The organism is Vreelandella alkaliphila (assembly GCF_016107625.1).
Taxonomy (GTDB): domain Bacteria; phylum Pseudomonadota; class Gammaproteobacteria; order Pseudomonadales; family Halomonadaceae; genus Vreelandella; species Vreelandella alkaliphila.
The window spans coordinates 53,053-73,711 of sequence record NZ_JABASV010000006.1 but is presented as its reverse complement, the minus strand read 5'-3'; the positions used below and the strand labels follow the sequence as shown (position 1 = coordinate 73,711).

Sequence of the window (20,659 nt, the reverse complement as noted above, 5' to 3'; positions counted from 1 at the left end):
CCTCAGACGATTGTAAAACTTAGCGTAAGGTAGGCTACATAGCCGCCCAGTAGCGCGGCGCCTTCCCAGCGAGATAACCGCATGCCTGTGTAAAGAAACAGTAGCAATACGCCTGCTGCTCCGAGCATCACCCATTGGTCAAACTGACTTACTCGCTCGGCAATAGGCAGGGGCTGTAGAAAAGCTGATATACCTAAGATGCCTAGAAGGTTGAAAATGTTGCTGCCCAAAATATTTCCGACAGCCACATCAGCGTGGCGGCGAAGAGCCGCAATCACCGATACCGCCATTTCGGGTAACGAGGTACCTACCGCAACAATCGTTAAGCCAATAACTGCTTCGGAAATACCCATGGCTTGAGCTAAGCCAATGGCACCATAAAGTAACAGCTGCGAGCCACCTATCAACATCGCGAGCCCCACAATAAGCGCCATAACTATCATGGTTGTTGAGCTTGGAATTGCAGTGAGTTCGTCTGCTTCTGCGCTATGCATTTCGGCTGCGGGAAGTGGTTGAGCGCGTTCAGTGCGATATGCCCAAATGAGATAAGCCGTCAACGCGGCTAATAATATGACCGCATCCCAACGGCCGAGCGCGCCACTCCAGGCCAGAGCAATAAATAGCAGACTAGCGCCGACCACCACCACACCGTCTCGTCTTAGCGCCAGCGGCTGTACTGACATGGGGCAAATGGCTGCGCAAAGACCAAGAATCAGCAGTATGTTGCCTATGTTACTGCCCACGATATTGCCGACGGCAATATCTGGTTGCTGGCGAATGGCGGCATCAATGGAAACAACCAGTTCGGGGGAAGATGTGCCAAAACCAACGACAACGAGGCCCGTTAACAGTGGAGAGACTCCCATTCGTTTGGCCCCGGCGACAGCGCCACGGATGAGAGCTTCGCCCCCCAGTGTTAATAGTACGATACCGACGGCTAAACTTATCCCATACAGCATGCTATCTAATCTCTTAGTGTGCTCACTTAGGCGTTATTCCAAGCGTAGGCTTCACACATTAGCGGGAATCGCTGCGTCTGCAAGTCAATGAATCGAAGCGCTATCCACGCAAAGGAAACGTCGGGTAGGCGTTCAGTAGGGTGTCTAGTTCATTGCATACAAAGCGCGGTTCAATCCACTGTGTCAGGTGTTCGTGAACGTAGTGAAGAAAGCGCTGTGCTGACTGTGGAAGGCGCTGATCATTACGCACTATAAATTGCCAGTGACTTTCAATAGGTAACCCCTGAACGGGTAATACTACTAGGTCAGGATGCTCATTAGGCAAAACGTGTTCAGATAACACTGCAACGCCCATATTGGCTGCCACGCTTACTCGTATGGCCTCGTTACTGGCCATCTGTAATGTTTTTTGCATGGTCAGTCCGTGCTCTTGCAGCCAGCTGTCTAATAGCATGCGTGTGGCAGAGCCAGGCTCGCGTAGCAGTAAGCGCTCACTTAGTAGCTGCTCCATCGTCACGGCTTTCTGTTGAGCCAGAGAGTGGTCGGCGGCGGCAATGGCAACTAAGGGGTTGCGCATAAAGCGTGACGCGACCGCGTGAGCAAGCGCGGGCGGATGGCTAAAGACATAAAGATCGTCTTCCTGGCGCTCAAAGCGCGCCAATACCTGTCGACGATTACCGATATGAACGGTGACATCGACATCAGGGAACGCCTGACTAAAAGGCCCTAAGAGGCGTGGTAAGACGTACTGAGCAGTGTTCACGAGGGCAATGCTAAATCGCCCCTTACTGCCATACTGTAAATCACTGAGCTGGTCCGCAAAGTCGTCAAAGCGCCCCAAAACATCCCGACTTGCCTGATAAAGCGCTTGCCCTGTGGCGGTCATCGTCAGTCGCTGGGCATGCTGTTCTAACAACGGGCTGCCTACCGCTTCTCTGAGGCGTTTCAACTGCTGTGACACGGTTGGCTGGGTAAGGTGAAGCTGTCTTGCGGCTTCGCTGATGGAGCCACATCTAACGACGGTTACGTATACCTGGAGCAACCTAAAGGTCAGATGGCGAATGTTCATGGCAACCGCAACTCCTGGGGCGTCTCTGAATACCTGGCAAGCCATCATCGAAAAGCTAGACTTATCTCTTGCCGTTGACGGGTAGGTGTGGGCATGTGAGTTTAAACTACGTTTCACTAAAGTGATGCATGTTGGGCTGCTCCTCAAGATCCAGAACACTGCTTGACAGCAAAGTGTTCCTTGATAATCTCGGTGTTTGTAAGCTAATAACTATAAGGAATTCCACCTATGTTGATCCCCTTTTTAACTTCGCGTCCGCTTAAAACGCTGACGGCCAGTTTATGTATCGGCGGGTTGTTAGTCTCTCCACAGGCATTCTCTCAGCAAGCGATCTTGGAAGGTGAGCGCTTTCATCCTCAAGAGAGTAGCCATGGCATGGTCGCTACCAGCCACTTTCTTGCCTCAGAGGTTGCCCGTGATGTGCTTGCTGAAGGAGGCAACGCCGTTGATGCAGCCGTAGTAGCTGGCTTTGCGCTAGCGGTGACCCAGCCACGTTCCGGCAATATTGGTGGTGGCGGTTTTATGCTGATCTCGGATGAAACAAGCGACGAAGTCATTGCCATCGACTACCGCGAGATGGCCCCTTCGGCTGCTTTTGAAGCTATGTTCCAAGATGAAAATGGCGATGCAGTGACCGAGCGTTCCCGCTTTACTCACTTGGCCGCGGGTGTTCCTGGCACCGTTGCGGGGCTAGCTCTGGCCCTGGAAGAGTATGGCACGCTAAGTCTTGCTGAAGCGTTGGAGCCCGCCATTCGTCTTGCTGAAGATGGCTTCGCGGTGCCTCCACGCTTTGTTCAAGGGCTACAAGAGACCAGAGAACGCTTTGAGCCCTGGGATGCGAGCATGGCCAAGTTCTTCAAGGAGGACGGTAGCGCCTACGAGGTCGGCGATATTTTCAAGCAACCTGATCTAGCTGCGACACTCAGGCGCATTGCTGAACAAGGGGCTCGCGAGTTTTATGAAGGAGAAACGGCAGAGCTGATCGTTGCCGAGATGGAGCGTCACGATGGGCTGATCACCATGGAAGACATGGCTAGTTACACCCCCATCATCCGTGAGCCCAGCCATGGTACTTATCGCGGCTACGATATTTACGCCATGAGCCCTCCTTCTTCCGGTGGTGCTCATATTGTGCAAATGCTGAACATTCTCGAAGAATACCCCATCGGTGAACTCGGTTTTGGCTCTGCTGAAAGCATGCACCTAATGGCCGAAGCCATGAAACGTGCTTACGCTGACCGCTCGGAGTTCCTGGGCGATACTGACTTTGTCGATGTGCCTCTAGCCGGGATCACCTCAAAGGAGTATGCAGCCGAACTGCGTAGCCAGATTGGCGATCAAGCTACCCCTAGTGCAGACATTGCGCCTGGCAATCCGAACGACTACGAATCTAATGAAACCACTCACTTTTCCATTGTAGATGATGGTGGTCTGGCAGTTTCAAACACGTACACCATCAACTTCAGCTATGGTTCTGGAATCGTGGTGGATGGCGCGGGCTTCTTGCTCAACAACGAAATGGATGATTTCTCAGCCAAGCCCGGCGTGCCCAACGCCTATGGATTGATTGGCGGCGAAGCCAACAAAGTCGAGCCAGGCAAACGAATGCTTTCGTCTATGACGCCCACTATCGTCAAACAAGACGGCAAAAACTTTCTGGTTACTGGCAGTCCCGGCGGTTCACGTATTATCACCACAACGCTACAGGTGTTAATGAACGTTATTGATCATGATATGAATATACAATCAGCGGTTAGCGCACCGCGCATGCACCACCAGTGGGTGCCTGATGAGATTCGCGTTGAGGCAGGCTTTAGTCCAGATACACTTAACTTGCTTGAAGAGCGTGGCCACACGGTCAGTCAGCAGTCAGCCATGGGCGCTGCTCAGTCAATCATGATCAAAGATGGGATGTTCTTGGGTGGTGCCGATCCTCGCCGATCCACCTCATCTGCTATTGGCCTTTAACGTTACGTTAGGCTCTTACCATCCCGCCCTGATTGCTCAGGGCGGGGTCTTTCCGGCATCGCGTCTAGCTACTCTTTCAAGTCCTTAGTTTAACTATCATCACTGCCTATTAACTATCACCACTGCTTATTAATGAGTCGTGATAGGGTGATGATAGCTCCATAGATAATTATCTATGACTTTCTTTCAATATATTATTAGTTATCTAGTGTCATCGCTCGCAAAATGCAGTCTCTTTTGACCCTAGGGAGCAGTGGTGATGCCAGATATTGTGGTGATGTTTTTTTTATTGGGGCTAGTCGCCGGAGCGGTGAAGTCGGATCTTCAGGTACCTAAAGCTACTTACGACACCCTAAGCCTGTTATTAATGCTCACCATTGGCTTAAAGGGAGGAATGGCACTGCATGGCAATATTCATTGGGGGTTGGTGCCAGAACTTACCGGCGTAGCGCTGCTTTCAGCGTTTATACCGCTGATGCTGATGCCAGTGTTGCGCCGCTGGGTGCGCCTTTCCGCCGCCGACAGCGCTAGCATTGCTGCTCATTATGGCTCGGTCAGTGCGGGTACGTTTGCGGTCGCTCTGGCGTATGTAGAAGCACGTCAGTTAGCGGTGGGGAGTGAAGTAACGCTCTATTTGGTCGCTATGGAGCTACCCGCGATTATGGTGGCGATTGCCCTGTTTAGACGCTATCAAGGAGCCGCTGTTAAAGAGAGCACCAGCAAGTTATGGCATGAAACTTTAACCAATCGAGGCGTTATCCTGTTAGCGGGTGGGGTCGTGATCGGCACGCTATACGGGCCATTTCAAGGAGAGGAAGTCACCGCACTGTTTACTGGAGCTTTCAAAGGCGTGCTGGCGTTGTTCCTGCTAGAAATGGGGTTAACCGCCGCGCAAACACTGCGCCCAATGCCGTGGCATCATTGGCGCTTAGTGACCTTTGCACTGGTCACACCATTGCTGCTGTCATTGCTGGGGATTCTGGTAGGTACGCTAGTTGGTTTGCCAGTGGGCTCTGTGGTGATTCTTGCCGCATTGGCTGCTAGTGCCTCCTATATAGCGGCGCCGGCTGCAATGCGCGCAGCTATCCCTCAAGCGAACATTGGGCTTGCTATGCTAGCGTCACTCGGCATTACTTTTCCTCTCAACGTGATGCTTGGGATCCCTCTTTACCATAGGCTGCTGGAGTATTTGTTTAACTAACAAATGGGTCGCGCTATCGCTTCAATTTGATTCGCCTTTTGTTGGAGTTATTTGTTGTTTGATTGAAATTTAACGCCAGCTTCTTGCTTATAAAGCTGGCGTTTTTTAGTTTATTTTTCTGTTTTAGAAGGTTTTATAGATAAATTTGAATAGTTTCTTAACGTACTTAGTTCAGCAGTATTATTTGCTGGATCATGCGTATTTCCCCTGGAAGCAGCACGAAAAGCCGAGGAATGGACACGTTAAGTCATCGTTACCCTCGTATTCTTTTGTAACAGTGATGTGATCGCAATGTCGTTGAAGTGTTGAAAGTGCGATGACGCATTGTGATTAATTAGCTGGTATAGATGAAAAGGCAGTATACCTCTAGAAAACATGTCTATTGCTAACGCCTTAGATGATAAATCTAAAAATTATCCTGCTGAACAAAAAACATCGTTGCTGATAAACCTGTTAAAAACTCAATAATAACGAGGTCTATAAGATGGAAGATAAACCAAAAAGGGTTCGTCAAAAACCCAGTCTCGGACTTGCCCTTGTGCCCGTTGTGCTGACACTAATCGCCATCGGGGTACAAATTTTCTATTTTGGTGATTTCACACCGCATATCCCGCTGGCTATCGGCTTGGCAATAACCTCGCTAGTGGGAATCAAGCTTGGCTTCCGCTGGAAGCGGATTGAAGATGGGGCGTTTCACGTTATCAACGTGTCTTTGCCTTCGGTTTCGGTGTTGATCTTAGTGGGCATGATTATTGGCGTCTGGATTGCCAGCGGTACCGTGCCCAGTCTGATCTATTACGGCCTTCTTCTGTTGTCTCCGGCTTTCTTCCTTGCCGCGGCGATGCTGATCTGTGCGGTGGTGTCCGTTTCTTTGGGGACCTCCTGGGGAACCGTTGGTACGGTAGGTTTAGCGCTTGTTGGTATCGGCGCTGGGTTTGAAATTCCGATTTACTGGACCGCTGGTGCGGTTGTTTCCGGCGCCTTTTTTGGCGACAAAGTCTCACCGCTGTCCGACACCACCAACCTGGCGGCGGCGGTTACTGGCAACGATGTGTTCTCGCATATCAAAAACATGATGCCAACGACGATTCCGGCCATGCTGATCGCGTTAGCCATCTATCTGGTGGTGGGCTTCACCATGATTGATGATCAAGCAGCATCTTTTGAGCGCATTAATGCCATCACTGCGTCACTAGACGAGCACTTTACTATTTCTATCTGGCTGCTGTTGCCAGCGGTGCTGGTTATTGGTCTAGCCGTCAAGAAAATGCCGCCGATTCCCTCCCTGTTTGCTGGTGTAATGGCGGGTGCAGTAACTGCCATGGCGGTTCAGGGGGTAGGTCTGCACGATATCGTTACTTACGCTAACTATGGTTACTCCATTGAAACGGGCGTGGAAGCCATGGACAGCCTGTTAAACCGTGGCGGTATTCAGTCGATGATGTGGACCATCTCGTTGATACTGATTGCCCTGGCCTTTGGTGGTGCGTTGGAGAAAACGGGCTGCCTGGAGACCATCATCAAGTCCATTATGTCCAAGGTGCGCTCGTTCAAAGGCGTTCAAACCTCGGCAATTGCTACCTCCTTTGCAACTAACCTAGTGGCAGGCGATCCCTACCTATCCGTTGCGCTACCGGGGCGTATGTACGCGCCTACCTACCGTGGACTGGGTTACTCAACCCTGAACCTATCGCGTGGTGTTGAGGAAGGTGGAACATTGATGTCGCCGCTCATTCCATGGAACGCAGGTGGTGCCTTTGTCATTAGCGTATTAGGACTTGGTATTGGCGAAGGTAACGTCGAGAACCTGTTGTATATACCACTGGCCTTTGCCTGCTGGTTATCGCCCTTAATCGGTATTCTTTACGCGCAGATGGGCTTGTTCTCGCCCAAAGCGACCGATGAAGAGCGCGCACTGTGGGACAAGCAGGGGGAAGCGATTGCCTCTACCGAAGCATTGGGAGCTGCTGCTGACGCAGCCGTTACTAGCCCGAATCCGGCTCCTAGCTCGAGTTGATCGTCACTAGTCGTTACGTGTTTTACCGATAAGACAGCACCCCGGCTTGCGAAAGGCGGGGTGTTTGTCTTTTGAGCTAGGCGTTTTTTTGCCGACAACCGAATCGCTGCGACTTGGGTTTGCTTGCAAGCACGCCCGAATAAAACCAGGAGGATAATAATGACTACAACGCATCCAACCGTGGTCATTGGTGGTGGAATCGTTGGTATTTGCTGTGCGTTATATCTGCAAAAAGAGGGGCTCGACGTAACGCTCGTAGAGCCCGCTATGTCCGGCGATAGTACCGCTAAGTGGAGCTGCGGGCAGATTGCGGTTAGCGAAATTATTCCCCAGTCCAAGCCTGGTATTATCAAAAAAGTGCCTGGATGGCTGCTGGATCAAAAAGGGCCGCTGGCACTGCGGCCATCAGCATTACCAGGACTGCTGCCTTGGATGCTGCGTTTTATGACCCATGCGCGGCGTTCGCGTATCGACACTATTGCCCATGAGTTAGCGTCCTTAACGCGCTGCGCCTTTCAGGATTATGAACCCTTATTAGCGAAGTGCCGCCGTGACGATCTGATTGGCCACCACCCAACCCTTGAACTGTTTGACGATGCGGCTGGGCTGGCCCATGAGCAAACTTATGTAGAGCTACGCCGCGCGCTAGGGTTTGTTTCCGAAACGCTAAATGCCGAACAGATTGCCGCTATGGAGCCGGCGTTAGCGGGACGCTTTTCTCACGGCTTGTTGTTGTCAGATTGGCGCACGGTGTGCGATACCGAAACCTTCCTAACCGAGCTTGCTCACAGTTTTGTAGAGCAGGGCGGCAAGCTTGTGCAGGATAGTGTGTCGCGTGTTGAGACCCAGGGAGGGCGTGCCGTTGGTGTGACTCTGGCTAGCGGTGAGAGGCTGCCGGTCGAGCAGGCGGTGGTCGCTGCAGGCAACGGCAGTTCGGCGTTTTTTGAAGCGTTAGGCATTAAGGTGCCGTTGATTAAGGTCGGTGGCTATCAGGTATTGCTACCCAACCCTGGTGTCGACTTAACCCATGCCACTTTTTATGCTGATGGCGGCTTTGGCCTGATTCCTATGGAGCGAGGGCTACAGATCGGCGGCACGATTGAGTTTGCTGGCAACCGTGCTGAACCGAACTTCAAGCGTGCGGAGATCATTCTTGAAAAAGCCAAGACGATACTGCCATCGTTGAATACAGCTGGTATGGAGTTTGGCGCTGGCTGGCGCCCTTTCTTGCCAGACACCAAGCCTGTGATTGATAAATCGCCATTGCTTGAAAACGTGGCGATGGCTTTTGGTCATGGCCAATTAGGGCTAACGCTCGGTGCCACGACGGGGCGTCTGGTAGCTGACATGCTACGAGGGCGTGATAGCCAGTTGGATATTAGCCCTTTCAGTGCATCACGCTTTACATTGGCTGGTGGTTGATTGTCGGCTGCGCGGTGTGCAGGCTAAGGGTAGGGCCCGTCTCTTGAATATGAGACGGGCTTTTTATCTATGATTTAGCGCACTTAGTGGTTATGTCCTGCATGACTGCCAAACGCTGCGTTGAACTGCACCATTCCCACCCACTGCTCATCATGCCCTGCAAAGTCTTCGCGGGTCAGTTGGGTGCGCACGAACATGTTATCGCGTACATGCCAAGTGAGCTGCGCGCTGTGCCGCCAGGACGTGTCTTCTGAGACGATCGCGGTAGGGTGGGTTCCCATCACTTTGTTGGTTAACCCTAATGCTTCTGCCCGTAGGCCGACTTCCCAGCGAGGCGCAATACCGTAAATAGCGTCGATGTAAGCACCATCTTGTTGCTCAGTGTAGTGGTCGTGTGCATGAAAGTGATCATGGTGTTGCACATGCTCTTGCAGGTCGCGTTCGCTATAGAAGTATTCCGCACCTAATTGCCAGTTGCCCTGGTAACCGGGCTGCTCCGCATCGTAGTTAAACCGCGCATCTAAGCCTGCGAACCAGTTGTCGCCTTCAGCAGTATGGGCATGGTGACCATGGTCATCGACACGCACATACTGACGGTTCATGCCCGCAGACGTTCCCAGCGTTAGCTGCTTATTCGCACCGAGATCTGGGCGGTATTTAGCGAAAATTGTGCCCACGCGAGGGCCACTAGCGCGATCCTCATAGCCCCCTTCATCAAAGCGGCTGAAGCCTTCTCCCTCGCCTTGAAACAGCTCGCTACCCAGCGTCAAGGTGCTGTTGGGGGACCAGGTTAGCTGTAGGCCTGTATCGAGCAGACCGTGCTCTCCAAACAAATACTCATTGACCAGTGGGCGCTCAACAAAATCCCAAGCGTGAGGGTGTCGGCCGTTAATGTAGCCTATATCAGAAAGAAACTTACCGGCTTGTAAGCGCAGCCCGTTAGGCAGCGTACGCGTCGCAATAAAAGCCTCTTCCAGCGTGATATCGTCTTCCGTTAGCGAAACAACGGCCTTGCCCTCAAGGTGGGCGGTTTGCCCTTCGATGGCAACTTCAGAGTGTCCCAGGTTAAATCCATTGTCGAGATCATGGCTATGGCCGCTGTGGTCGTGTCCTCCCTCATGATCGTGACTGCCTTCGTGCTCATGGCTAAAGCCTGCAGGTGAGTTTGCATCTCCTGAAAAACGATTGTGGTAGATGCCTTCCACAACTAAGGAAACGTTAATGCTGTTTTCAGCCTCGCTATGCTCATCGTTACTATGTCCATCGTCGTTATGTTCATAAGTGTCGTACTCATGAGCATGACCAGAATGATCATGGCCGTGGTCGTGCCCATGATGGTGATCATCTGCATAGGCAGAGGAGCTAATAAGCAGAGCAGTGGCAAGCGGTGTAAGCAGAAATAAAGAGCGTGGCACAGGTGTCTTCCCTTAAACGTTAGAATTAAACACATAAAATGATATGTTATATTGTATCAATAATGCAATTGTGCTGAATTCTGTCGCTACACGTGGTTAGCTTCGAGGGGATGAGGCGTTTAAGAAAAACTGACCAAAATGTTGACCACACTATGCCTAAACAGGCCCTTTTCAGACCACAGGCACAAAAAAAGCACCCGTAGGTGCTTGATTTGTATAGTCAGGTGGTGGAGGCGGCGGGAATTGAACCCGCGTCCGCCAGCACGCGCCTATTGGCTCTACATGCTTAGATTTCGTCATTTGCTTTAACGCAACTGACTCCGACGATCAGGATTCAGCCACGCGAGCCTTCTAAGTTTAACGATTGATGAGAAGACACCACCAACCGCGGTCCTATCAGCTTTAGCTCGTATCCCATCAGTGATGAATAGGCACATCACCTTTGGGCCAGACAAGAAGCTAACAGTGTTTAAGCTGCTAGCGCGCCTTGAGCGTAGTTTTCGTCATTTGCGACTATTTTTCGTGATGTGGGATTTACGAGATACATCACGCTCTCGGCATGCACCGCAAGGGTTGTCACCAGCGTCGAAACCATGTCGCCCCCTGATTACAGATGAGCATTCTAACGTGCTCACAGCGAATTGACCAGTTATGCCTTGTTATGTTCCCGCATTATCCGACCTTTCTGACGGCTCCAGTCGCGATCTTTCTCGGTGGCGCGCTTGTCATGCAGCTGTTTGCCGGTCACCAATGCCAGCTCACACTTCACCTTGTTGCGTTTCCAATAGAGCTTGAGCGGCACGCAAGTGTGGCCTTTGTCCTGAGTTACCGAGAAAATTTTGGCAATTTCCTTACGGTGCAGAAGCAACTTACGCGTGCGCGTCGGGTCAGCAATTTCGTGGGTGCTTGCTGTGTTAAGCGGCATGATATGGCTGCCTAGTAAAAAAGCCTCGCCGTTACGAACCAAAATATAGGTGTCGGTAAGCTGTGCTTTACCAGCGCGAAGGCTTTTAACTTCCCAGCCCGCGAGTACCAAACCTGCTTCTAAGGTTTCGTTGATATGGTACTCAAACCGAGCCTTCTTGTTTTGGGCAATAACGCTGCTGCTAGGGCCCTTACTGTTACCTTTCTTAGTGGCCATGGAACCTCATCGTTGATCTGTCAGTAGCACCCCCTTCGTTATGTGGGGAGGCGTGATACCATTCAAGGTCTACAAAAATGTTTCCCATGATACGCTTTGGGCACTGTGAAGTCAGCGGAGAGGTCAATGCCAACCGTTAATCGTACCGCCTTGGTGCGGCACACCCCCCAACAAATGTTCGATCTGGTTAATGACTTCGAACGCTATCCCGAGTTCCTGCCGGGGTGTCGCCGTGCGCGCCTGCTAGAGCATGACGAGGCGCATTTAATTGGCGAGATGACCCTTGGACGTGCGGGTGTGGAGCAAACAATCACTACTCGAAATGATTTATATGCCCCCGAGCGGATTGAGCTGTCGTTAGTAAAAGGGCCGTTCAAGCAGCTTAAAGGGCGTTGGTTATTTATCCCGATGGGGGAAAACGCCTGCAAAGTCAGCTTGGAAATGGAATTTGTATTTGCCAATCGCTTGCTTAGCATGGCGTTTGGAAAATTATTTCAGCAAATTGCGGGGCAGCTTGTCGATGCCTTCACGAAGCGTGCTGACGAGCGCTATGGCCGTTGATACGTTCTCGGTAGAGGTTGCCTTTGCCTTGCCGCACAAACAGCGTCTAGTGGCCTTAAAGGTGCGCCAAGGCACAACCGCACGCCAAGCGGTAGTGATGGCAGATCTACCCAGCCTGTTTCCCGAGATTCCCAGCGACACCTTTGAACAGGCACCGCTGGGAATTTTTGGCAAAGCGCTGCGCCAGCCTGAAAAAGAAGCGCTGCGCCCAGGAGATCGTGTTGAGGTCTACCGCCCATTGGAGATAGACCCCAAAGCTGCTCGCCTAGAGCGGGCAAAGCGTCAAGCCAGAGGCGAGTAACTTATTCGGAAGACATCACTGGCTATGGCGCTGTGGCATTTTCTGACGTAGGTACTCGTTGGCTAGGTGCGTTGATGCCGGTGATTGGATCTGCTGTTTCTGTTGCAGGGCCTGCGCCGGTATCCGTGCTGACCGGCAGATCGCTAGAGAAATCACCTTGCTGTTCAACGTTCACCAGACGCCCCATGTTATCGAACGTGAGGGTTACACGCCGCTGCTCAACACCCGCGTACGCTTTATCAAGACGGTAAACGTAATCCCATTCTCGCGTGTCAAATGGGGCTTCCAGCAACGGGCGACCCATCACATAAGTGACTTGCTCTCGGGTCATTCCTGGCTGTAATTGGCTGACCATTTCTTCGGTCACCAAGTTGCCCTGAGGGATGTCGCGCTTGTAAACGCCAACGTAGCTGCAGCCGCTAACAACGGTTAGGGCAACGGAAAGAGTAATGATACGAGTCAATTTTTGCATTTGAGCCTATTCTTCACTATCGTGGTTTCGGTCGATCATACCCGACCTAACCTGTTACTGCGAAGAGCAACCATGGCCGATCAGAACCATGAACTGCGCAAAGCCGGGCTGAAAGTGACCCTGCCGCGCGTCAAGATCCTGCAGATTCTCGAAAATGCTTCGGGTCAACACCACCTTAGCGCAGAAGAAGTGTACAAAACACTGATTGATGCGGGCGAGGATGTTGGCTTGGCTACCGTGTACCGCGTGCTGACTCAGTTTGAATCAGCAGGCTTGGTGATCCGTCATAATTTTGATGGTGGCCACGCGGTGTTCGAGATGACTCAAGAAGACCACCACGACCATATGGTGTGTTTAGAAAGTGGTGAAATCATTGAGTTTGTCGATGAAATCATCGAGCGACGTCAGCAAGAGATCGCCGAAGAGCACGGCTATGAACTTGTGGACCATGCCCTGGTGCTTTACGTACGCCCCCGTGGGTCGGACGTAACCCGACAGGACAGCGGCCCCACAAATAAAAAATAGTCGCGCTAAATAAAATGCCTCTAGGGTGCGAGTGATGACTCATTCGCGCCCTAGGGGCGTTTTTTATAGTATGTGGCGTTTGCTAGCGCGTTATCGATTGAAAAAAAGCGTTTAGTGCGGTGGCCGTTGGCTAGCGTGCAGCATTTCGCGGGCGTGGGCGAGTGTTTGGTCAGATAGCGTTACACCGCCCAGCATGCGGGCGAGCTCGCTAATCCGACCACGCTCGTCTAGCAGGGCCATATGGGTCAGCGTGCTATCTCGTTTGGCACGTTTTTCAATATGCAGATGCTGATGCGCCTGAGCGGCGACCTGAGGCAGGTGGGTGACGGTCATTACTTGACCGTTTTCGCCGAGCTTGCGTAGCAGTTGACCGACAATTTCGGCCGTCGCTCCCGAGATACCCACGTCCACTTCATCGAAGACCAGGCTGGGAATAGTGGAGTGGGAGGCGGCCACCACTTGAATAGCAAGGCTGATGCGCGATAATTCACCGCCCGAAGCCACTTTGGTTAGCGGCCTAGCAGGCTGGCCTGGGTTCGCGCTAATCAGGAATTGGACGTGGTCCAGGCCTTCTGGCGTAGGCGTTTCACGCGGGGTAACGTCCACGTCAAAACGTGCTTTACCCATGGCCAAGAACCCTAGCTGTTGTTGTACTTCTTTGCCCAAGCGAACGGCGGCTTTTTGTCGCGCCTCGCTTAGTTGTTTGGCATCGCTGCGATAGCGCTCGCGGTATTCAGACACTTGGTTGCTTAACGACTCCAGGTCGTCGTCGCTGGCTTCTAGCAGTTCGACTTCCTGGCTGAGCTGGGCATGCAGCGCGCAAATCTCTTCCGGGGCAACGTGATGCTTGCGGGCAATACGGTGGACATCGCCAAGCCGTTCTTCTACCCAGGCTAGGCGTTCCGGGTCTAGTTCGGTAGTACTGGCAAGACGATTTAGCTCGCTTGAAGCCTCCTCTACTTGAATGCGCGCATCGCTAAGCATGGCCAAGGTATTGGCCAGTGTGCCTTTGTCACTGCCGGGTAGCGCGCTTAAATGGGCATAGGCTTGATTTAACAGCGACAGAGCGCCACCTTCATCGCTCGCGCAGCAATCGGCGGCAAACTGGGTTTCACGCAGCGTCTCTTCCGCATGGGCGAGAGTATGCTGCTCTTCTTCTAACGTTTGCAGCTCACCCTCTGCCAGTCCCAGCTGATCTAACTCTTCTACTTGGTAGCGCAGCAACTGCCGCTTTGCCTCAACTTCACTGCCTTCTTCGCTGAGTTTTTTTAATCGCCGCCGGGCGCTGCGCCACTCGCGGAAGGTTTCAGCCAACTGCTGGCTACGCTCACGTAGCCCGGCATAATCATCTAGCAGGGCGAGATGGGTTTCTTCACGCATAAGTGCCTGATGAGCATGCTGTCCATGGATTTGAATCAGCTGCTCGCCCAGCGATTTTAGGTCGGCGATGGTGGCAGGGTGGCCATTGATCCACGCTTTGGAGCGACCGCTGGCTGTAACCACACGGCGCAGCAAGCACTCTTCAGCAGGCAGCTCGCGAGCAGTCAACCACTCTGTGGCAGCGGGTAGATGTTGAATATCAAAACGAGCGGAAAGGTCGGTGCGCTCACGCCCATGGCGCACGCTGCCAGCGTCGGCACGCTCACCCAAACATAGGCCAAGTGCCCCGAGTAAAATCGATTTGCCTGCCCCAGTTTCCCCGGTAATCGCCGTCATACCACGGGTTAGGTCGAGTTCAAGGCGGTCAACAATAGCGTAATCTTGGATTGCTAGCTGCGTGAGCATAAGGCCTCCTGAGGCGGTGCGGCACAGAAGCTGGATACTTATCCAATAATTGTTGTTTTATACAGTAGTCTATAACTCACTTCAATGCCCCTCTTGAGATGGCTTTTATGGCCCCCATATAGCGTCCATACGTGGTTAATACTCGTTACTTAACCGAGGTGGCCGTTAATGCCACCGCTGCATACTTTTCAGGAGCTAGGCATGGCAAAAGAACCGCAAACCCCATTAGAAGATGAGTTGGCCCGCCAAGAGCAAGAAGCGGAAGTCACCGAGCAAGCGGCTGAAGAGCGCCTGGTCGAGGGTGAGCTGGAAGGCTTGATCGAGGAAGACGCTGCGTTAGAGGGCGGCGTGGGAAACCCAGAAGCCGATATGCTAGCCGCTCAGGTGGAAGAGCTTGAGCAGAGCTTGGCGGAAGCTAAAGACCAAGCGCTACGTGCCGCTGCTGAAGCTCAAAACGTGCGTCGCCGAGCTGAGCAAGAAGCTGAAAAAGCGCGCAAGTTTGCTTTAGAAAAATTTGTTAAGGAGCTATTGCCCGTTGTTGATAGTCTGGAAAAAGCCCTAGAGAGCATGGAAGACGGAGCCTCTGACGTTCATCGTGAGGGCGTTTCCATGACCCTCAAAATGCAGTTAGGCGTATTGAATAAATTTGGCGTGGAAAGCGTTGAACCCCAGGGTGAGCCCTTCGACCCGCAGGTTCACGAAGCGATGGCGATGGTGCCGAATCCCGAGCTTGAACCCAATACCGTCATGGACGTGATGCAGAAGGGTTATTTGCTTAACGGCCGCCTAGTTCGCCCCGCGATGGTGGTAGTTAGCCAAAAAGCCAATTAAGCATTGGCTGACGCAAAGCAAAAAAAAGCCCCTTGAAATGCTGCAAGCGGCCCCCAAATAAAGGGCAACCCGCGGGAAAACCCGCAAACGCTTTAAATTTCAAAAAGCAGATTTTTTGACATCAGCTTTCAAACATCAGTTTTGTAACAACCGAATTCGAGGTTTTTGCTATGGGACGCATTATTGGTATCGATCTGGGCACCACCAACTCTTGTGTGGCAGTGCTCGATGGTGACAGCGCTAAAGTCATTGAAAATGCCGAAGGCGGCCGCACTACGCCTTCCATTATTGCTTACACCGACGATGGTGAGACGCTGGTAGGCCAGGCGGCAAAACGTCAGGCCGTCACCAACCCTGAGAACACCCTTTACGCGATTAAGCGCCTGATTGGCCGTCGCTTCAAAGATGATGTCGTACAAAAAGACATCAAAATGGTGCCTTACAAAATCGCCGAAGCCGATAACGGTGATGCCTGGGTTGAAGTAAAAGGCAAAAAAATGGCGCCGCCGCAGGTAAGTGCGGAAGTGCTGAAGAAAATGAAGAAAACTGCCGAAGACTACCTCGGTGAAGCGGTAACTGAAGCGGTCATTACCGTACCGGCGTACTTTAACGACAGCCAGCGCCAGGCCACGAAAGATGCGGGCCGTATCGCCGGTCTTGATGTTAAACGCATCATTAACGAGCCGACCGCTGCTGCATTGGCCTACGGTATGGACAAATCCCGTGGTGATAAAACCATCGCGGTATATGACCTGGGTGGCGGTACTTTCGATATCTCTATTATCGAAGTGGCCGACGTTGACGGCGAAACCCAGTTTGAAGTGTTGGCCACCAATGGTGACACCTTCCTGGGCGGCGAAGACTTCGACTTGGCGCTGATCAACTACTTAGTTGACCAGTTCAAAGCGGACAGCGGTATGGATCTGTCTGGCGACAACCTCGCTATGCAGCGTCTGAAAGAAGCGGCTGAGAAGGCTAAAATTGAGCTTTCCAGTGCCCAGCAGACAGACGTTAACCTGCCGTACATCACCGCTGACAACACTGGCCCGAAACACCTTAACGTGAAGGTGACGCGTGCCAAGCTGGAGTCGCTGGTTGAAGATCTGGTACAGCGCTCGCTCGACCCGTGCAAAATGGCGCTGAAAGATGCTGGTTTGTCTGCATCTGAAATCGACGAAGTGATTCTGGTCGGTGGCCAGACGCGTATGCCGATGGTGCAGAAGAAAGCCGCTGATTTCTTCGGTAAAGAAGCGCGTAAAGACGTCAACCCAGATGAAGCGGTTGCTGTTGGTGCGGCGATTCAGGGCGGTGTTCTTGGCGGCGACGTAAAAGATGTACTGCTGCTGGACGTGACGCCGTTGACCCTGGGTATTGAAACCCTGGGTGGCGTAATGACGCCGCTGATCGACAAAAACACCACCATCCCCACGAAGAAGACGCAAACCTTCTCCACGGCGGATGACAACCAAACGGCAGTGACGATTCACGTCGTTCAGGGTGAGCGTAAGCAAGTCTCGCAGAATAAGTCGCTGGGTCGTTTTGATCTTGCCGACATTCCGCCAGCGCCGCGTGGTGTGCCGCAGATTGAAGTGGCCTTCGACCTGGATGCCAACGGCATTCTAAACGTGTCGGCCAAAGATAAGGCGACCAATAAAGAGCAGTCTATCGTCATTAAAGCGTCCAGCGGTCTCACGGATGAAGAGATCGAGCAAATGGTACGCGATGCGGAAGCTCACGCGGACGAAGACAAAAAGTTCGAAGCGCTAGTGCAGCTGCGTAACCAAGCAGATGGCATGATTCACGCCACTCGCAAAACTGTGCAGGAAGCCGGCGATAAAGCGACCGATGACGAGAAACAAGCCATCGAGACCGCGATCAGCGAGCTGGAAGAAGCAGTGAAGACTGACGATCAGGACAACATCCAGCAGAAGCTGGACGCGCTGACCGAAGTGTCTGGCCAATTGGCGCAGAAAATGTACGCCGAGCAGGCAGAAGCTGCTCAGCAGGCGGACGGTGAAAGTGCTGAAAATGCCAGCACCAAGCCAGAGGATGACGTGGTTGACGCTGAGTACGAAGAAGTCAACGACGACAAAAAGAAACAGTAAATCACCTCTATCTGCTAAGGAATGCGGTGGCGCGGGAGACAACTCCCGCGTTGCTGTTTCCGAAGTAGACGCCTAATTAAGTGCGTAGCTAACCAGGAGGCGTAGGACCCATGTCCAAACGCGATTATTACGAAGTCCTGGGTGTCGAAAAAGGGGCTGATCAGAAAGAGATCAAAAAGGCCTACCGCCGCTTGGCGCAAAAATTTCACCCTGATCGAAACCCGGACGATAACACTGCAGCGGAAAAATTCCGTGAGGTGTCAGAAGCGTACGAAGTCTTAAGCGATGGCGAGAAGCGCGCGGCGTATGACCAATTTGGTCACGCCGGTGTTGACGGCCAGGGCGGCGGCTTTGGCGGTGGCGGGTTCGGTGGTGGTGGCGCTGGCGACTTCAGCGACATCTTCGGCGATGTGTTTGGCGATATCTTTGGTGGCGGTGGTGGCCGTCGTCGTGGCCCTAACGCCCCCGCGCGTGGCAGTGATCTACGCTACAACTTAGAGCTGGATCTGGAGAACGCAGTTTCCGGCACAACCGTTGATATCCGCGTGCCACGCCATATCGAATGTGACCGCTGCGATGGTGAAGGTGCTGAGCCTGGTTCTAGCAAAGAAACCTGCCCCACGTGCCATGGCCACGGCCAAGTGCGTATGCAGCAAGGCTTCTTCGCGGTTCAGCAAACCTGCCCAACCTGTCACGGTAGTGGCCAGCACATCAAAGTGCCGTGCCACAAATGTAACGGTGAAGGCCGCGTGCGGGAAACGCGCACGCTATCGGTGAAGATTCCGCCGGGAGTGGATACGGGTGATCGCATTCGTCTGAATGGCGAAGGTGAAAGTGGTATTAACGGTGGCCCGCCTGGTGACCTGTATGTTCAGGTGTCGATCAAGCCACACCACATCTTCCAGCGTGATGGCAAACACCTGCAGTGTGACGTGCCGATCAACTTTGTTGACGCTGCATTAGGTGGGGAGCTAGAAGTACCCACGCTGGATGGCCGTGTGAAGCTGAAGATTCCACCGGAAACTCAAACCGGTAAACTCTTCAGGCTGCGCGGTAAAGGTGTGAAGCCGGTACGTGGCGGCGCCCCTGGCGACTTGCTTTGCAAAGTGGTGCTGGAGACGCCGGTCAATCTCAATGACGAGCAGAAAGACCTGCTTCGTCAGTTGCAAGAGAGCTTTGACGGCAGCAATAGCCACAGCCACTCGCCGAAGAAAACAGGTTTCTTCGACAGCGTGAAGAAGTTTTTTGAAGAGATGAAGCCGTAACGGCGATTCACTTCACAGCACATCAGCGCCCCGATACTTTCAAGTGTCGGGGCGTTTTTGTTGATTACTTATCGCTAACTCATTGTGTTGCATAGTGTAAAATAGCGGGTCTGATGGGCTTATCGTTTAATCGCTAACCGATACCCTTTTAAAGCGTGGGTTATTTGCACATAACTTATTTGCACATAAGGACGAGGGCAAATGCTAGCGGATGAAGAGTCTCGCTCTGGGTTGGGCATTGGGCTGCGGGTGCTTTCCGGCGTGCTGTTTACCGGTATGTTGGTGTGTATTAAAGCGGTGAGTGACGAGGTGCCGGTAGGGCAGTCGGTGTTTTTCCGCTCGTTATTTGCGCTGTTGCCGATTGTTGTTTTTTTGATGCTTCGTCGCGAGTTTCCTCAGGGATTGGCGACGCGTCGTCCACTGGGGCATGCGTTGCGCTCGGGGCTTGGGGCGGCGGCAATGTTCGCGTCGTTCGCGGCGGTGGCCTTGTTACCTGTCGCGGAAACTACGTTGTTAGCCCAGCTGACGCCCGTGTTTATGGCGTTGGGTGGTGTCTTGCTGCTGGGGGAGCGTTTCTCGCTTTATCGGGCGGGCGCTATTGCGTTGGCGTTGGCTGGGGTGGCGGTGCTGGTGCTGCCAGGGCTTGAGGCCAGTCGCGAGCAAGGGCAACTGGCTGGCTATGCGCTAGGGGCGCTGAGCGCGCTGTTAACTGCTGGAGCGCTGCTAACTGTACGGCGCATTTCACGTACCGAAACAGCCGGTTCCATTGCCTTTTACTTTATTCTGGTCTCTGCGCTAGCGGGGTTGGCAACGCTGCCCTTGGGCTGGGCACCACTAAACGGTGATGTGGTGTGGTTGTTAGTGCTTTCTGGCTTGTTTGGCGGCACGGCCCATATTGCGATGACGCTGGCGCTGCGTTACGCCGAAGCGTCACGCCTAGCGCCTTTTGAATACATTGCGTTGGTGTGGCCTGTGTTAGCAGATTGGCTGCTGTTTGGCCTGCCGGTTTCTAGCGGCTTTTTGCTGGCACTGCCGTTGCTACTTAGCGGGGTCGGGCTGGCCACACTGGAAGGCCGCCGGATTAAACGGCTTCTTCGACGATAAGCGTTTCCCTGAACAGAAACATGCTGTTGCAAGGGATTCTCATTTCTTACTTTGCGATTTCTACTGTGAGGATTACGCTAGTAAGATCTAACTCACTATCTTTGTGGAGAAAATACGATGCCTTTATCCCGTGCCGAAATCGTAACGCCTTCTGGTGAGCGCTTGATAAACCGCTTGTGCAAGCACTGGGCACATAAGCTTGAGATTGAGCATAATGAGCAGGAAGCCAAAATCACATTTGCCAATGGCACCTGCCTGATGCATGCCGAGGCGGATCGCTTGATTGTGTCCCTTGAAACCTTGGAAGAAGAGCATCTGGATCAGTTGGAAGGGGTGGTGGAAAGTCATCTCATGCGCATGGCAAAAGACGAGCCGCTGGAAATTGTTTGGGAGAACTAACTCGTTCGAAGCAGCGTGCGCGCTGCCTTAAGCAAGCGCCGCATCATTAACAGGGGTCTGTTATAATTTCGGCCACTTTTTTATCCTTGTTTTTCTTATACCAAGCTGGGTGCCGAACG

Annotated in this window: 18 protein-coding genes and 1 other RNA gene; 12 read left to right on the top strand and 7 right to left on the bottom strand. The window is 52.7% G+C overall.

What is annotated here, in order from left to right; translation table 11 throughout:
• Nucleotides 1-2: 2 nt before the first annotated feature.
• Entirely contained in the window at nt 3-959 is a 957-nt protein-coding gene (locus tag JFC11_RS10535; RefSeq protein WP_038480638.1) for a calcium/sodium antiporter, read from the bottom strand.
• A 100-nt stretch (nt 960-1,059) separates the two neighbouring features.
• The gene (locus JFC11_RS10530) at nt 1,060-2,028 is read right to left on the bottom strand and encodes a LysR family transcriptional regulator (protein WP_095604427.1); all 969 of its coding nucleotides are present in this window, start codon (nt 2,026-2,028) and stop codon (nt 1,060-1,062) included.
• 228 nt (nt 2,029-2,256) lie between these two features.
• Here JFC11_RS10530 and ggt point away from each other — a divergent pair, with 228 nt between their 5' ends.
• The 4 genes from ggt to JFC11_RS10510 all read left to right on the top strand — a co-directional run bounded on the left by ggt (nt 2,257) and on the right by JFC11_RS10510 (nt 8,636).
• The gene (gene ggt / locus JFC11_RS10525; protein ID WP_198349520.1) at nt 2,257-3,996 is read left to right on the top strand and encodes a gamma-glutamyltransferase; all 1,740 of its coding nucleotides are present in this window, start codon (nt 2,257-2,259) and stop codon (nt 3,994-3,996) included.
• Between the two features lie 259 nt (nt 3,997-4,255).
• Complete coding sequence (locus tag JFC11_RS10520) at nt 4,256-5,197, top strand: sodium-dependent bicarbonate transport family permease (RefSeq protein ID WP_038480643.1); 942 nt, start codon at nt 4,256-4,258, stop codon at nt 5,195-5,197.
• A 484-nt stretch (nt 5,198-5,681) separates the two neighbouring features.
• Nucleotides 5,682-7,214, top strand: coding sequence for a Na+/H+ antiporter NhaC (gene nhaC, locus JFC11_RS10515; protein WP_038480646.1), 1,533 nt, complete (start codon nt 5,682-5,684; stop codon nt 7,212-7,214).
• Nucleotides 7,215-7,373: 159 nt separating this feature from the next.
• Nucleotides 7,374-8,636, top strand: coding sequence for an NAD(P)/FAD-dependent oxidoreductase (locus JFC11_RS10510; RefSeq protein ID WP_198349519.1), 1,263 nt, complete (start codon nt 7,374-7,376; stop codon nt 8,634-8,636).
• A gap of 83 nt (nt 8,637-8,719) precedes the next feature.
• Here JFC11_RS10510 and JFC11_RS10505 read toward each other — a convergent pair whose 3' ends face one another.
• From JFC11_RS10505 to smpB, 3 genes are all read right to left on the bottom strand, one after another.
• Nucleotides 8,720-10,051 carry a TonB-dependent receptor gene (locus JFC11_RS10505; protein ID WP_198349518.1) on the bottom strand — a complete coding sequence of 444 codons (1,332 nt, stop codon included), beginning with the start codon at nt 10,049-10,051 and terminating at the stop codon, nt 8,720-8,722.
• A 225-nt stretch (nt 10,052-10,276) separates the two neighbouring features.
• Nucleotides 10,277-10,655, bottom strand: a transfer-messenger RNA (tmRNA) gene (gene ssrA, locus JFC11_RS10500).
• Between the two features lie 45 nt (nt 10,656-10,700).
• A complete protein-coding gene (gene smpB, locus JFC11_RS10495) occupies nt 10,701-11,192 on the bottom strand; it encodes an SsrA-binding protein SmpB (protein WP_009723766.1) in 492 nt (163 codons plus the stop codon).
• 126 nt (nt 11,193-11,318) lie between these two features.
• Here smpB and JFC11_RS10490 point away from each other — a divergent pair, with 126 nt between their 5' ends.
• Together JFC11_RS10490 and JFC11_RS10485 are read left to right on the top strand one after the other, a co-directional pair.
• Nucleotides 11,319-11,753 (top strand): type II toxin-antitoxin system RatA family toxin, encoded by a 435-nt coding sequence (locus JFC11_RS10490; protein WP_038480655.1) that lies wholly within the window; start codon nt 11,319-11,321, stop codon nt 11,751-11,753.
• Nucleotides 11,743-12,054 (top strand): RnfH family protein, encoded by a 312-nt coding sequence (locus JFC11_RS10485; protein ID WP_038480658.1) that lies wholly within the window; start codon nt 11,743-11,745, stop codon nt 12,052-12,054. The genes JFC11_RS10490 and JFC11_RS10485 overlap by 11 nt, the downstream gene beginning before the upstream one ends.
• Before the next feature lie 22 nt (nt 12,055-12,076).
• Here JFC11_RS10485 and JFC11_RS10480 read toward each other — a convergent pair whose 3' ends face one another.
• The gene (locus tag JFC11_RS10480; RefSeq protein ID WP_038480662.1) at nt 12,077-12,526 is read right to left on the bottom strand and encodes an outer membrane protein assembly factor BamE; all 450 of its coding nucleotides are present in this window, start codon (nt 12,524-12,526) and stop codon (nt 12,077-12,079) included.
• 72 nt (nt 12,527-12,598) lie between these two features.
• Between JFC11_RS10480 and fur the strand changes: the two genes are divergently transcribed.
• A complete protein-coding gene (fur, locus tag JFC11_RS10475) occupies nt 12,599-13,051 on the top strand; it encodes a ferric iron uptake transcriptional regulator (RefSeq protein ID WP_009723762.1) in 453 nt (150 codons plus the stop codon).
• 111 nt (nt 13,052-13,162) lie between these two features.
• Here the strand turns inward: fur and recN are convergent, their stop codons facing one another.
• Complete coding sequence (recN, locus tag JFC11_RS10470) at nt 13,163-14,836, bottom strand: DNA repair protein RecN (protein ID WP_095604433.1); 1,674 nt, start codon at nt 14,834-14,836, stop codon at nt 13,163-13,165.
• Between the two features lie 201 nt (nt 14,837-15,037).
• Between recN and grpE the strand changes: the two genes are divergently transcribed.
• From grpE to JFC11_RS10445, 5 genes are all read left to right on the top strand, one after another.
• Nucleotides 15,038-15,667, top strand: a complete 630-nt coding sequence (gene grpE / locus JFC11_RS10465) for a nucleotide exchange factor GrpE (RefSeq protein ID WP_038480668.1) — start codon at nt 15,038-15,040, stop codon at nt 15,665-15,667.
• Nucleotides 15,668-15,837: 170 nt separating this feature from the next.
• Nucleotides 15,838-17,772 (top strand): molecular chaperone DnaK, encoded by a 1,935-nt coding sequence (gene dnaK / locus JFC11_RS10460; RefSeq protein ID WP_038480671.1) that lies wholly within the window; start codon nt 15,838-15,840, stop codon nt 17,770-17,772.
• A gap of 110 nt (nt 17,773-17,882) precedes the next feature.
• The gene (gene dnaJ, locus JFC11_RS10455) at nt 17,883-19,037 is read left to right on the top strand and encodes a molecular chaperone DnaJ (protein ID WP_009723758.1); all 1,155 of its coding nucleotides are present in this window, start codon (nt 17,883-17,885) and stop codon (nt 19,035-19,037) included.
• Nucleotides 19,038-19,238: 201 nt separating this feature from the next.
• The gene (locus JFC11_RS10450) at nt 19,239-20,141 is read left to right on the top strand and encodes a DMT family transporter (RefSeq protein ID WP_198349517.1); all 903 of its coding nucleotides are present in this window, start codon (nt 19,239-19,241) and stop codon (nt 20,139-20,141) included.
• A 117-nt stretch (nt 20,142-20,258) separates the two neighbouring features.
• Entirely contained in the window at nt 20,259-20,540 is a 282-nt protein-coding gene (locus JFC11_RS10445; RefSeq protein WP_038480678.1) for a DUF2218 domain-containing protein, read from the top strand.
• Nucleotides 20,541-20,659 lie beyond the last annotated feature (119 nt).

What these genes read in the sequence shown, in the direction of transcription:
- JFC11_RS10535 (WP_038480638.1), bottom strand. Translation starts at nt 959, where the DNA reads ATGCTGTATGGGATAAGTTTAGCCGTCGGTATCGTACTATTAACACTG.
- JFC11_RS10530 (WP_095604427.1), bottom strand. Translation starts at nt 2,028, where the DNA reads ATGAACATTCGCCATCTGACCTTTAGGTTGCTCCAGGTATACGTAACC.
- ggt (WP_198349520.1), top strand. Translation starts at nt 2,257, where the DNA reads ATGTTGATCCCCTTTTTAACTTCGCGTCCGCTTAAAACGCTGACGGCC.
- JFC11_RS10520 (WP_038480643.1), top strand. Translation starts at nt 4,256, where the DNA reads ATGCCAGATATTGTGGTGATGTTTTTTTTATTGGGGCTAGTCGCCGGA.
- nhaC (WP_038480646.1), top strand. Translation starts at nt 5,682, where the DNA reads ATGGAAGATAAACCAAAAAGGGTTCGTCAAAAACCCAGTCTCGGACTT.
- JFC11_RS10510 (WP_198349519.1), top strand. Translation starts at nt 7,374, where the DNA reads ATGACTACAACGCATCCAACCGTGGTCATTGGTGGTGGAATCGTTGGT.
- smpB (WP_009723766.1), bottom strand. Translation starts at nt 11,192, where the DNA reads ATGGCCACTAAGAAAGGTAACAGTAAGGGCCCTAGCAGCAGCGTTATT.
- JFC11_RS10490 (WP_038480655.1), top strand. Translation starts at nt 11,319, where the DNA reads ATGCCAACCGTTAATCGTACCGCCTTGGTGCGGCACACCCCCCAACAA.
- JFC11_RS10485 (WP_038480658.1), top strand. Translation starts at nt 11,743, where the DNA reads ATGGCCGTTGATACGTTCTCGGTAGAGGTTGCCTTTGCCTTGCCGCAC.
- JFC11_RS10480 (WP_038480662.1), bottom strand. Translation starts at nt 12,526, where the DNA reads ATGCAAAAATTGACTCGTATCATTACTCTTTCCGTTGCCCTAACCGTT.
- fur (WP_009723762.1), top strand. Translation starts at nt 12,599, where the DNA reads ATGGCCGATCAGAACCATGAACTGCGCAAAGCCGGGCTGAAAGTGACC.
- recN (WP_095604433.1), bottom strand. Translation starts at nt 14,836, where the DNA reads ATGCTCACGCAGCTAGCAATCCAAGATTACGCTATTGTTGACCGCCTT.
- grpE (WP_038480668.1), top strand. Translation starts at nt 15,038, where the DNA reads ATGGCAAAAGAACCGCAAACCCCATTAGAAGATGAGTTGGCCCGCCAA.
- dnaK (WP_038480671.1), top strand. Translation starts at nt 15,838, where the DNA reads ATGGGACGCATTATTGGTATCGATCTGGGCACCACCAACTCTTGTGTG.
- dnaJ (WP_009723758.1), top strand. Translation starts at nt 17,883, where the DNA reads ATGTCCAAACGCGATTATTACGAAGTCCTGGGTGTCGAAAAAGGGGCT.
- JFC11_RS10450 (WP_198349517.1), top strand. Translation starts at nt 19,239, where the DNA reads ATGCTAGCGGATGAAGAGTCTCGCTCTGGGTTGGGCATTGGGCTGCGG.
- JFC11_RS10445 (WP_038480678.1), top strand. Translation starts at nt 20,259, where the DNA reads ATGCCTTTATCCCGTGCCGAAATCGTAACGCCTTCTGGTGAGCGCTTG.